The sequence below is a fragment of the Caulobacter sp. FG121 genome, from assembly GCF_057809815.1.
This window is the reverse complement of sequence record NZ_JBMDKR010000004.1, coordinates 141,194-153,263: the sequence shown is the minus strand read 5'-3', so window position 1 is coordinate 153,263 and position 12,070 is coordinate 141,194. Positions and strand designations below refer to the sequence as shown.

Genomic DNA, 12,070 nt, shown 5'->3' with positions numbered 1-12,070 from the left:
CGTTGGGCTCGACGCCTTTGTCGTCTGCCAGCAATCTACTTGCGCGCACCCCCATCCCCGACCCTTCCCCCATCGAGGGGGAAGGGAGAAGAACGCGCCTCTCGCCCGATCCCCTGCAACCGGCTATCCCTCCCCCATGGAATGGGAAGACGACGCCTTCGTGCTGTCGGCGCGCGCGCATGGTGAGACCGGCGCGATCGTCGATCTGCTGACCGAGGAACACGGACGGTTCGCCGCCCATGTCGCCGGCGGCGCATCGCGACGGATGAAGCCGTTCCTGCAGGCCGGAGCGCGGGTGCGGGCCGGCTATCGCGCGCGGGTCTCCGACCAGCTCGGCGCGGCCATCCTTGAACCGGTAGGTGAGGGGCCCTCGGCCCTGTTTGATGATCCCATGGCCCTGGCCGGCCTCGCCGCCGCCGCCGCCGTGGCCGCCGGAGCCCTGCCCGAGCGCGAGCCGCATCCAGGCGCCTACTACGCCTTCGACGCCCTCTCCAACGCCTTCGTCCTGCCCGACATCTGGCCGGCGATCTTCGTCCGCTTCGAGGCCGGACTGCTGCAGGAGCTGGGCTTCGGACTCGATCTGAGCAAATGCGCCTCGACCGGCGTGACCGACGATCTGGTCTGGGTCAGTCCGAGGACCGGCCGCGCCGTCAGCCGCGCGGCGGGTGAGCCCTATGCCGACCGCCTGCTCCCGCTGCCGGGCTTCCTGCTCGGCTCCCAGGGCGGCCTGCGCGAGGGCGACATCCGCGCCGGTTTCGACCTGACCGGCCACTTCCTCGAACAGTTCGTCTTCGGCCCGCTCAACCGCCCGCTGCCGCCGGCCCGGGTCTGGTTGCTGGAACGGCTGGCCGACGCCGGGCGGCTTTAGCGATGATCCTCCCCCACCGGGGGAGGGGGACCATGCGAAGCATGGTGGAGGGGGGCCGCTCCGGTCCGGGCGACCCCCTCAGCCGGCTTCGCCGACAGCTCCCCCGAAGGGGAGTATCTTGAGATCGGCGCCGGTCCCAATTGCTCCTAGACTGCCGGCCAAGGAGTCTCGGATGCCCAACCCTGCGCCCATCACCGTCGCCGAACGACAGACGCGCCTCGCCGCGCTGCGCGGTCAGATGGACGCCGCCGGGGTCTCGGCCGTCCTGCTCGGCGCGACCGCCAGCCTGCGCTACTTCACCGGCCTGGTCTGGCACGCGTCGGAGCGGCTGTGCGGGGCCATCGTCCATGCCGACGGGCGGCTGGAGTACGTCTGCCCGGCGTTTGAGCGGGAGAAGGTCGCCGGCATCGTCGGCGTTCCAGGCGACCTGCTCACTTGGGAAGAGCACGAGAACCCCTACACCCTTGTCGCCGACCGCCTCGGCGCGACTGGCAAACTGGCCGTCGACGACCAGATCGCCCTGTTCATGTTCCTCGGCCTGCGACGGGCGGTCGGCGATGAACGGCTGGCCGACGCCGGGCAGCTGATCCACCGCCTGCGCCGGGCCAAATCGCCGGCCGAGATCGCCCTGATGACCCGCGCCAAGGCCATCACGATCGAGGTGCACCGCCGCGCCTGGCAAAGCCTGAAGGCCGGCGTGCGGGCGTCGGAGGTCGAGGCCTTCATCGACGGCCAGCATCGCGCGCTCAACGGCGGGACCGGCTCCAGCTTCTGCATCGTCTCGTTTGGGCCGGACACCTCCCTGCCACACGGCGGCGAGACCGACCGGGTGCTGGCCGAAGGCGATCTGGTGCTGATCGACACCGGCACGACCATCGACGGCTACAACAGCGACATCACCCGCACCTATGTGTTCGGCGAGGCGCCGCCGCGCGTGCGCCGCATCTGGGACATCGAGAAGGAGGCGCAGGCCGCCGCCTTCGCCGCCGCCGTCCTCGGCCGTCCCTGCGAGAGCGTCGACGCCGCCGCGCGTGCGGTGCTTGTCAGTCATGGGCTCGGACCGGACTACCAGCTGCCCGGCACGCCGCACCGCACCGGCCACGGCATCGGCCTCGACATCCACGAAGGTCCCTATCTCGTGCGCGGCGACACGACCTCTTTGGAGGTCGGCATGTGTTTCTCCAACGAGCCGATGATCGTCGTCCCCGGCGCGTTCGGTATCCGGCTTGAGGACCATTTCCACATGACCGCCGATGGCCCGCAGTGGTTCACCCGGCCGCAGTTCAGCCTCGATGATCCGTTCGGCGATGTTGGCGAGTTCGAGCCATGAACCTGCCGGTCATCGACATCGCGCCGCTGTTCGGAACCGATCCGGCCGACCGCGCCGCCGTCGCCGACCAGATTGGCGGCGCCTGCCGCCGCGATGGCTTCTTCTACGTCTCCGGTCATGGCGGGGAAGGGCTGTTCGCGCCCCTCAGGGCCGAGAGCGAGCGGTTCTTCGCCCTGCCGCTCGCGGATCGCATGGCCATCGCCATGACCAACGGCGGACCGGCCTGGCGCGGCTTCTTCCCGGTCGGCGGCGAGCTGACCTCCGGCAAGCCGGACCTCAAACAGGGGCTCTATCTCGGCGAGGAGCTGGGGCCGGACGACCGCCGCGTCGCCGCCGGCTGGCCGATGCATGGGGCCAACCAGTGGCCAGCGGCCCAGCCCTCGCTCCGACCCGCCGTCACCGCCTGGATGGAGGCCATGACCCGCGCCGGCCAGGCCCTGCTGGAGGGCGTGGCGCTGAGCCTTGGCCTGCCCGACGCCTATTTCCGCGACCACTACACCGCCGCGCCGACGGTGCTGTTCCGCATCTTCCACTATCCGGCCACGCCGCCCGGCGACGGCGCCGACTACGCCTGGGGCGTGGGCGAGCACACCGACTACGGCCTGCTGACCCTGCTGGCCCAGGACGACAACGGTGGTCTGCAGATCAAGGGCCGCGACGGGGTCTGGTTCGACGCCCCGCCGATCCCGGGGACCCTGGTGATCAACATCGGCGACATGCTCGACCGGCTCACGCAGGGCCTCTACCGCTCGGCCCCGCACCGGGTGGCAAACACCAGCGGCCGCGACCGCCTGAGCTGGCCGCTGTTCCTCGATCCGGGCTTCGAGGCCGTGGTCGAGCCCCTGCCGCTGGCCGCCGACGTCAAGCGCGAAGCGCGCTGGGATGAAGCCGACCTCGGGGCCATCACCGGCCCCTACGGTGACTACCTGCTCGGCAAGGTCGGCAAGGTGTTTCCGGGACTGAAAAACGCCCTCTCCCAACGGGAGAGGGAGGGGCCCGGCGCCCCCGGGCTCGGCCAAAGGCCGACCCGAGGGTAAACTCCGCGACGGGAGGGTGAGGGCGTTACGGCGCGCACCGTAAACCCTCATCCGCCGGGCTCCGCCCGGCACCTTCTCCCGACGGGAGAAGGGACAGAGCTAGGGCGCCACGTCCAGCCGCTCGAGCCCCCTGAAGAACGGCAGCGTGCGCCATTCCGCCGGCTCGTCCGGGCGCGCCAGTTTCAGGTCCGGGAACCGCTGAAACAGCTTCACCAGCGCCACCTGGGCCTCCAGCCGGGCCAGCGGTGCGCCGATGCAGATGTGCGCCCCGCCGCCGAAGGCGATGTGCGGGCGGTGTTTGCGGGTGATGTCGAAGCGGTGCGGGTCCTCGAATACCGCCGGGTCGCGGTTGGCGGCGCGCAGCCAGACCGTCATCGCCTGGCCGGCCTTCAGCGGGCAGCCGCCGATCTCCATATCCTTCGACGCCAGCCGCGCCGTGATGTCGATCGGCGGCTCATAGCGCAGGATCTCCTCGACCAGGGCGTTGACCAGCTTCGGGTCGGCCTTGAACGTCGCCAGCTGGTCCGGGTTCAGCAGCAACAGCCGCACGCCGTTGCCGATCAGGTCGGTCGTGGTCAGATTGCCGCCGACCAGCAGGGCGCCCAGATTGATGCGCAGTTCGTCGTCGGACAGCTCGACGCCCGACGCCTGCAACTGAACCATGTCGCTGATCAGGTCGTCGCGGGGATTGGTCCGGCGATCATTGATCGCCTCGGTGAAATAGGTGGTCAGCGCCTCGCTGGCGGCCATCATCGCCTGGGTCTGGGCGGGCGTCCGGAACGGGTTGAGGCTCTGGATGATGCCCTCGGACCAGCTGCGGAACTCGACCAGCCGCTCATGGTCGACCCCGAGGATCGCTGCGATGGCGTCAATCGGGACGGGCACGCACAGCCGGTCCATCAGGTCGAATTCGGCCTCGCCCGCGACGGCGTCGAGCGCCTCGTCGACGATCCGTTCGATCTCAGGCCGGAACTTCGCCACCCGCGCGTAGAGCGCCTGGGCCAGCGGCTGGCGCACCCGGGCGTGGTCCGGATCGTCGAGCATCAGGATGCTGGTCGTGCTGCTTCGCGGCACGGACGGGTCATAGGCCTCGAGGAACCGCCGCTGCATCACCGCCGACTCATCAGCCCTGATCGGGTCGCGCCACAGGGTGCGGTCGCTGACCACCGCGCGGACGTCCTCGTACCGGCTCAGCATCAGGCTGCCGGACACCGCGTCGGGCTGCACGGGACAGCGGCCACGCAGGTCATCGAGAAAGACGTGCGGATCCTTGTTGTATTCGGGATTGAGGGCCGTCAGCTGCAGGATGCTCGGGGGGGTCTCTGACATGGCGGCGTTCCTCAGGGCAGGGGCTGTCGCCCTTCGTCCCGGCAGTTTGCCTGCCTGCGGGAGCCCTGACAACGCGCGTCGCCCCCTCTCCCAGCGGGAGAGGGAGGGGCCCAACCTGCGAAGCAGGATGGGAGGGTGAGGGCGTTACGGCGCGCCTCGCAAACCCTCATCCGTCGGGCTCCGCCCGACACCTTCTCCCGCCGGGAGAAGGAAGCAATGGACGCAGGGACAACGCCGCCGCCCGCGCGCTAAACATCGGATTCCCTGAGTTTGCGATTCGACCATGACTGTTCACACGCCTCCGCCCGGTGACGGCGACCGCATCATCGACGAGCCCCTGACCGAGGCCCTGTCGCGGCGCTATCTCGCCTATGCCCTGTCGACCATCAGCTCGCGGGCGCTGCCCGACGTGCGTGACGGGCTCAAGCCCGTGCACCGCCGCCTGATGTACGCCATGAGCAACATGCGGCTGAGCCCGGAGTCGGCCGCCCGCAAGTGCGCCAAGGTCGTCGGCGAGGTGATGGGTAATTTCCACCCGCACGGCGACCAGTCGATCTATGACGCCCTGGTGCGCCTCGCCCAGTCTTTCGCCCAGCGCTACCAGCTGGTCGACGGCCAGGGGAACTTCGGCAACATCGACGGCGATAACGCCGCGGCCATGCGCTACACCGAGTGCAAGATGACGCCGGCGGCGATGCTGCTGCTGGACGGCATCGACGAGGACGCGGTCGACTTCCGCCCAACCTATGACGGCCAGGACGAAGAGCCGGTCGTGCTGCCCTCGGGCTTCCCGAACCTGCTGGCCAACGGCAGCTCGGGCATCGCCGTGGGCATGGCCACCTCGATCCCGCCGCACAACGCCGCCGAGCTGATCGATGCCTGCCTGATGCTGCTCAAGCGGCCCGAGGCGACCACCGCCGACCTGATGACCCATGTGCGCGGTCCGGACTTCCCGACCGGCGGCGTCATCGTCGAGTCGGCGGCCTCGATGCTCGAGACCTACGAGACCGGCCGCGGCGGCGTGCGCGTGCGCGCCCGCTGGGAGAAAGAAGACCAGGCGCGCGGCGGCTGGCAGATCGTCATCACCGAGATTCCGTACCAGGTGAAGAAGGCCGAGCTGGTCGAACAACTGGCCGACCTGATCGAGAGCAAGAAGGCCCCGCTGCTCGGCGACGTGCGCGACGAGAGCGCCGAGGACGTCCGGCTGGTGCTGGAGCCCAAGAGCCGCAACGTCGAGCCCGAGGTAATGATGGAGAGCCTGTTCCGGCTCTCGGACCTGGAGAACCGCTTCCCGGTCAACATGAACGTGCTGGACGCCCGCGGCACGCCCGGGGTCATGGGCCTGAAGCAGGCGCTGCTGGCCTTCCTTGCCCACCGGCGCGAGGTTCTGGTGCGCCGGGCGCGCTTCCGGCTGGGCAAGATCGAGGCCCGGCTGCACATCCTCGACGGCCTGCTGATCGCCTTCCTCAATCTCGACGAGGTGATCCGCATCGTCCGCTACGAGGACGAGCCGAAGCAGAAGCTGATCGCCGCCTTCGCCCTGACCGATATCCAGGCCGACGCCATCCTCAACACCCGCCTGCGCCAGCTGGCCAAGCTGGAAGAGATGGAGCTGCGCCGCGAGCACGCCGAACTGGCCGAGGAGCGGGACGGCATCATCGCCATGCTGGCCGACGAGAAGATGCAGTGGAAGCTGGTCGGGGAGGGGCTCAAGGACGTCCGCAAGGTGCTCGGCCCCGACACCACCGTCGGCAAGCGCCGCTCCGACTTCGCCGACGCGCCGACCGTCTCGATCGAAGCCTCGGTCGAGGCCTTCGTCGTTCGCGAGCCGATCACGGTCATCCTGTCGGACAAGGGCTGGATCCGCGCGGCCAAGGGCCGGGTCGAGGACCCCTCCGAACTGAAGTTCAAGGAAGGCGACAAGCTGGGCTTCATTGTACCAGCAGAAACAACGGACAAGCTGCTTATCTTCGCGTCTGATGGGCGCTTCTTCACCCTCGATTGCAGCAAGTTGCCCAGCGCCCGTGGCCATGGCGAACCGCTGCGGCTGATGGTCGATATCGACGACCGGGTGAAGATCATCGACGTCTTCCCGCACAAGCCGGGCCGCAAGCGCGTGCTGGCCAGCAAGGCGGGCTACGGCTTCATCCTGCCGGAAGAGGAGGCGCTGGCCTTCCGCAAGGCCGGCAAGCAGGTGCTTAACGGCGAGGCGCTCGTGTCGCTGGAGGTCACCGGCGACCGTCTTGGCGTGGTCGGCGACAATGGCAAGATATTGATCTTCGCCCTTGAAGAACTTCCGGAAATGCCGCGCGGCAAGGGCGTCAAACTGCAGACCTACCGCGAGGGCGGCCTGCGCGATGCGCTCGTATTTGCGTCCGCCACCGGCGCGGCCTGGATCGACGCGGCCGGCCGCACCCGCGACTGGCCGGAGTGGAAGGACTGGGAAGGCCGCCGCAGCGCCGCCGGCAAACTGGCCCCCAAGGGGTTCCCGACCAGCAAACGCTTCCGGCCGAAGTGATCCCCACGGGGACAGGCGCGCGACACTCTTTCACCTTCACCGGGTGACAATGGAGATCGCGAAGCCTTGCCCAGTAGATCCCCGAGGATGACGGTGAGCGGGGTCGGGGACATGTACCGTAGGTACGTGTCCCCTAAAGCCGCCGCCGCTCGATTGGGGGACACGTACCTGCGGTACATGTCCCCTTGCACTTGCTTGCCCCGCCGGAAGGCGTCGCTTATCTCGGTCAAACGGTCGTTCGAGCCGGTTGGGGGGATGCATATGACGATCTGGCGTAAAGCGGTACTGGCGACGGCGACCTCCATGGCGCTGCTGGCGCCGGCCTCGATGGCCCAGGCCTGGCCCGGGAGGGCCAAACCCGCCCCCACCGCCGTCGCGGCCCCCGTTCCCCCGCTCGGCCTGCCCACCGCCGCCCCAGAGTCGGTCGGCTTCTCCTCGGAGCGCCTCGGCCGCCTCCATGCCGTCATGGACGCCTTCGTCGACCGCGGCTACGCGCCCGGCATCGCCACGGTGGTCATCCGCCACGGCCAGATCATCGACACCCACCTGTACGGCAAGACCGACCTCACGACCGGCGCGGCCGTGGCCCAGGACACGATGTGGCGGATGTACAGCCAGACCAAGCCGGTCACCGGCGTGGCGATGATGATCCTCTACGAAGAGGGCAAATGGCGGCTGGACGACCCGGTGACCAAATACATCCCCGAGTTCGCCGGCCTGAAGGTGTTCAAGGGGCTCGACAAGGACGGCAAGCCGATCCTCGAGCCGATCGCCCGCTCGGCGACCATGCGCGAGCTGATGACCCACACGGCCGGCTTCGCCTACGGCCTGGTGGCCGACAACTATGTCGACAAGGTCTACCAGGAGTCCGCGCTGCAGCGGCAGGGCTCGCTGAAGGACGCCATGAGCGTGCTGGTCACCCTGCCGATGGCCCACCAGCCCGGCGAGGCCTGGAAGTACAGCGTCGCCGTCGACGTCCAGGGCTACATCATCGAAAAGCTGTCCGGTCAGACGCTGCCGGACTTCATGCAGACCCGCATCTTTGGCCCGCTGCGCATGACCGACACGGCCTTCTGGGTCCCGGAAGCCAAGCGCGGCCGCCTCGCCAGCCTGTACATGATCGATCGCGAGACCCGCACGATCAAGCCGGCGGAAGGCTTCATGATCATCCCGACGGACAAGGTCCCCGGCGCGGCCAACGGCGGCGGCGGCCTGATCTCGACCATGGCCGACTACAGCCGCTTCGCCGCCATGCTGGCCGGCGGTGGTCAGCTGGACGGCGTGCGCATCCTCAGCCCTTCGACGATCAAGCTGATGGCGACCAATCACCTGACGGACACCACGCTCGCGACCTACGCGGCCCGGTATCCTGGCCACGGGTTCGGGCTCGATGTCGACGTGATCACCGATCCCGCGAAGGCGGGCACGACGGCCGGCAAGGGCAGCTTCAGCTGGGGCGGCGCGGCCGGCACCTGGTTCTGGGTCGATCCGGAGAACGACGTGGTCGTGCTGGGCTTTATCCACGTGCTCGGCGGCAGCAGCTACGGGCTCGACGACCGGTCCGCGACCCTGGTCTACCAGGCGCTGGTCGACCCTTCGAAGTAGCGAACGGCGCGGCGACGCCTATATCTGGTCCGGCGCATTCCATCGGCGCCGGATTGGCACTAGCGTCGCACGACTCCTTTCGGGACTTCCCATGACCCTGATCATCATTCTCGTCGTCGTCGTGGTCCTCGCTCTGGCGGGGATCGGCATCTACAACCGCCTGGTCGCGCTCAACACGCGCGCGGACCAGGCCTTCGCCGACATCGACGTGCAGCTGAAGCAGCGCCACGACCTGATCCCCAATCTGGTCGAGACGGTGAAGGGCTACGCCACCCACGAGAAGGGCACGCTGGAGGCCGTCATCGCCGCCCGCAACGCGGCCACGAGCGCCACGAGCGTGGCGGACAAGGTGGCGGCCGAGAACGTCCTGACGGGCGCCCTGCGGCAGGTGTTCGCCCTCTCGGAGGCCTATCCGGACCTCAAGGCCAACACCAACTTCCTCAGCCTTCAGGCCGAACTGTCGGACGTGGAGAACAAGCTGGCGGCCGCCCGTCGATTCTTCAACGGCGCCGTGGCCGAGTTCAATGCCGCCCGGCTGTCCTTCCCGGCGGTGCTGTTCGCCGGATCGATGGGCTTCAACGCCCGCACCCTGTTCGATCTCGGAGAGCAGCGCGCCGCCCTGGATGTCGCCCCCGAGGTCAAGTTCTAGGAACCGCGTCATGGGGGCCGTCGGCCTCTACACCCACATCCAGAGCAACAATGTTCGCTCGGCCCTGTTGCTGGCGGGGTTTCCCGTCCTGCTGCTCGGCCTGACCTACGCCCTGACGCTGGGGCTGATCGGCTTTGGCATGCTGCCGTCCATGGGGTCGACCGGCGGCGATCTTGGCCTGGCGGCAGGGTTCATGCTGGCCGGGGCGCCGCTCGCCCTGCTGGTGACGGCTGTCTGGTTCGCCATCGCATGGTTCGCCAACACCGCGATCATCGACGCGGTCACTGGCGCCCGGCCCGTGTCACGGCAGGAACAGCCCGAGCTCTACAACCTGCTGGAAAACCTGTGCATCTCCCGTGGCATTCCGATGCCCAGCCTGCGCCTCATCGAGAGCGATGCGCTCAACGCCTACGCCAGCGGACTGAACGAGAAGCAGTACAGCATCACCGTCACGACCGGCCTGATGGCGACGCTTGATCGGGCGGAAATGGAGGCCGTGCTTGGCCACGAGCTGACCCACATCCTCAACCGCGACGTCCGCACCATGGTCATCGCGGCCGTGTTCGCCGGGATCATCACCCTGGTCGCCGAGATCCTGTTCCGCTCGGTGCAGTTCGGCGGGCTTGGACGACGGCGCGACAGCGACAGCAAGGGCAACGGCCTGTTCATCGTCATCGCCTTCGCGGCGGCGGCGATCGGCTGGCTGCTGGCCATCGTCATCCGCATGGCCCTGTCGCGCAGCCGCGAGTTTGTCGCGGACGCCGGTTCGGTCGAGCTGACGAAGAACCCCGACGCCATGATCAGCGCCCTGCGCAAGATCGAGGGTCACAGCGCCTTGCCGGCGCCGGAGTCGGTGCAGGGCATGTTCATCGAGAACCACGAGACCGGCTTCTACAGCCTGTTCGCGACCCATCCCCCGATCAGCAAGCGGATCGAAGCCCTGGTGCAGTTCGCCGGCGGTCGCGACAGTCCGAGGCCGATCGTGGAGAGCCCGTTGGCCACATCCTCTCCGATCGTGGAGCCCGTCAGAACCGGACGCTGGTCGAAAAAGGGACCGTGGGGGTAGGGGCATGGCGAGCGACCTGGCCGCGCATCTCCTGGAGCTCGAGACCCGCCTCCTGAATTCGCCGGCGCGGGCGGATGCCGCCTGGCTCGCCGAGGTGCTGGCCGATGACTTCGTCGAAGTCGGCAGTTCGGGACGGACCTATGACAAGGCCGGCGTGATTGCAGCGCTGACGGCGCCGCAAGCAACGCTGGACCCGTCGGCACACATCGACTGCATCACGGTTCGCCTGCTGGCCCCCTGTGTGGCCCTCGTGACCTATCAGGCGACGGGCAATGAACGGCCGCGTTCACTTCGCAGTTCGGTCTGGCGGCTGGAGGGCGACCGGTGGCGACTGGCCTTCCACCAGGGGACGACGGCGGCGGCCTAGAGCTCCAGGTGCAGGAACTGGTTGAAGGCGCTGGCCTCGTAGTCCGAGAAGGCGCCGCCGTTCTCGAAGCCGCGCTTGCGGTACAGCGCGAGCGCCGGGTCGAAACTCTCGCCGACCCCGGTCTCCAGGCTCACCCGGTGATAGCCCCGCGTCGCCGCTACATCGAGGATATGGTCCAGCAGGGCGGCCGCGACGCCCTTGCGCAGGTGGTCCGGATGCGTGCGCATCGACTTGAGCTCACCGGTCCCGTCGCCGAGCGCCTTGAGCGCGCCGATGCCGGCCAGTGCGCCGTCGTGTCGCACGGTCCAGACTGTGATGTCCGGCGTCTGCAGGCCTGACAGATCGAGGGCGAACACATGCTCCGGCGGCGTGTTCTCGGCCATGCCCGCCAGATGGATCGCCAGCAGGGCGCGGACGTCGTCACCGGAGAGGTCGTCCTGGCGGATCACGAACACGACTACGGCGCCTTGCTGCCCAGCCTGACCGTCGCGGGACCGCGCATCCGACGCTCACGATCGAGGCTGTCCTGGGCCTCGGCCCGGTCGCGCGCCGACATCAGCATCCAGCCCTGCGGCCGCAGCACCTCCAGCGGTGTGAAGCGGGCCTTGTAGGCCATCTTCTCGCTGCCCGGCACCCAGTAGCCCAGATAGACGTAGGCCAGCCCGTTGAGGCCGGCCTGAACCACGTGATCGAGAATGATGAAGGTGCCGAGGCTGCGTTTCTCAAGCCGCGGATCATAGAAGCTGTAGACCATCGACAGGCCGTCGCTCATCACGTCGATCAGTACGCAGGCGATCAGGTCGCCGGGGCCGTCGTCCGTTGACGCGAGCCGGTATTCGATGATGTGGGTGCGGACTGCGGTGTCCTCGACCATGGCGACGTAGTCAGGCCAGGTCATCTCGGCCATCCCGCCATCGGCGTGTCGGGCGAGCAGATAGCGGCGAAGCAGGTCGAACTGCTCCATCGTCGCCTCGGCCTCGACCAGGTGCCGTCGCAGGTCGCCGTTGCGGGCCAGCGTCTTCCGCTCCGAGCGCGAGAAGACGTAATCCATCACGGGGAGGCGGGCCGAGGTGCAGGCCGAACAGGCTTCACAGGCCGGGCGATAGGCGATGTGCTGGGAGCGTCGAAATCCGGACTGGGTCAGTCCGTCGTTGACCGAAGGGCCATCCGAGGAGGGCAGATGGGCGAAGACCTTCCGCTCCTCCCGTCCCGGCAGATAAGGGCACGGCGAGGGGGCCGTGAGAAAGAAACGCATCCGCCGAGATGTGAAGTGATGCGTCACCGACCCCTTATGCCTTGCG

The 12,070-nt window shown here is 68.4% G+C and carries 11 protein-coding genes; 8 read left to right on the top strand and 3 right to left on the bottom strand.

Going from position 1 to position 12,070, the window contains the following annotated elements; genetic code table 11:
- Positions 1-136 precede the first annotated feature (136 nt).
- The 3 genes from recO (at position 137) to ACODSL_RS12280 (ending at position 3,235) form a co-directional block, all read left to right on the top strand.
- Positions 137-868 (top strand): DNA repair protein RecO, encoded by a 732-nt coding sequence (gene recO / locus ACODSL_RS12290; RefSeq protein WP_488900982.1) that lies wholly within the window; start codon positions 137-139, stop codon positions 866-868.
- Between the two features lie 172 nt (positions 869-1,040).
- Positions 1,041-2,198, top strand: coding sequence for a M24 family metallopeptidase (locus tag ACODSL_RS12285; RefSeq protein WP_488900981.1), 1,158 nt, complete (start codon positions 1,041-1,043; stop codon positions 2,196-2,198).
- Positions 2,195-3,235 carry an isopenicillin N synthase family dioxygenase gene (locus ACODSL_RS12280; protein WP_488900980.1) on the top strand — a complete coding sequence of 347 codons (1,041 nt, stop codon included), beginning with the start codon at positions 2,195-2,197 and terminating at the stop codon, positions 3,233-3,235. Before ACODSL_RS12285 ends, ACODSL_RS12280 begins: the two co-directional genes overlap by 4 nt.
- 99 nt (positions 3,236-3,334) lie before the next feature.
- Here the strand turns inward: ACODSL_RS12280 and ACODSL_RS12275 are convergent, their stop codons facing one another.
- Positions 3,335-4,564, bottom strand: a complete 1,230-nt coding sequence (locus ACODSL_RS12275; RefSeq protein ID WP_488900979.1) for a cytochrome P450 — start codon at positions 4,562-4,564, stop codon at positions 3,335-3,337.
- A 283-nt stretch (positions 4,565-4,847) separates the two neighbouring features.
- On the opposite strand from ACODSL_RS12275, the gene parC reads away from it, so the two are divergent.
- The 5 genes from parC (at position 4,848) to ACODSL_RS12250 (ending at position 10,769) form a co-directional block, all read left to right on the top strand.
- Entirely contained in the window at positions 4,848-7,082 is a 2,235-nt protein-coding gene (parC, locus tag ACODSL_RS12270) for a DNA topoisomerase IV subunit A (RefSeq protein WP_488900978.1), read from the top strand.
- Positions 7,083-7,343: 261 nt separating this feature from the next.
- Complete coding sequence (locus ACODSL_RS12265; protein ID WP_488900977.1) at positions 7,344-8,687, top strand: serine hydrolase domain-containing protein; 1,344 nt, start codon at positions 7,344-7,346, stop codon at positions 8,685-8,687.
- A gap of 91 nt (positions 8,688-8,778) precedes the next feature.
- Positions 8,779-9,336, top strand: a complete 558-nt coding sequence (locus ACODSL_RS12260) for a LemA family protein (protein ID WP_488900976.1) — start codon at positions 8,779-8,781, stop codon at positions 9,334-9,336.
- 10 nt (positions 9,337-9,346) lie between these two features.
- Entirely contained in the window at positions 9,347-10,402 is a 1,056-nt protein-coding gene (locus ACODSL_RS12255) for a M48 family metallopeptidase (protein WP_488900975.1), read from the top strand.
- Positions 10,403-10,406: 4 nt separating this feature from the next.
- A complete protein-coding gene (locus ACODSL_RS12250) occupies positions 10,407-10,769 on the top strand; it encodes a nuclear transport factor 2 family protein (protein WP_488900974.1) in 363 nt (120 codons plus the stop codon).
- Here the strand turns inward: ACODSL_RS12250 and ACODSL_RS12245 are convergent.
- Positions 10,766-11,224, bottom strand: coding sequence for a GNAT family N-acetyltransferase (locus ACODSL_RS12245; RefSeq protein ID WP_488900973.1), 459 nt, complete (start codon positions 11,222-11,224; stop codon positions 10,766-10,768). The genes ACODSL_RS12250 and ACODSL_RS12245 overlap by 4 nt on opposite strands.
- Before the next feature lie 2 nt (positions 11,225-11,226).
- On the bottom strand, positions 11,227-12,051 hold the full coding sequence (locus ACODSL_RS12240) for an arginyltransferase (RefSeq protein WP_488900972.1): 825 nt from the start codon (positions 12,049-12,051) through the stop codon (positions 11,227-11,229).
- Positions 12,052-12,070: the final 19 nt, after the last annotated feature.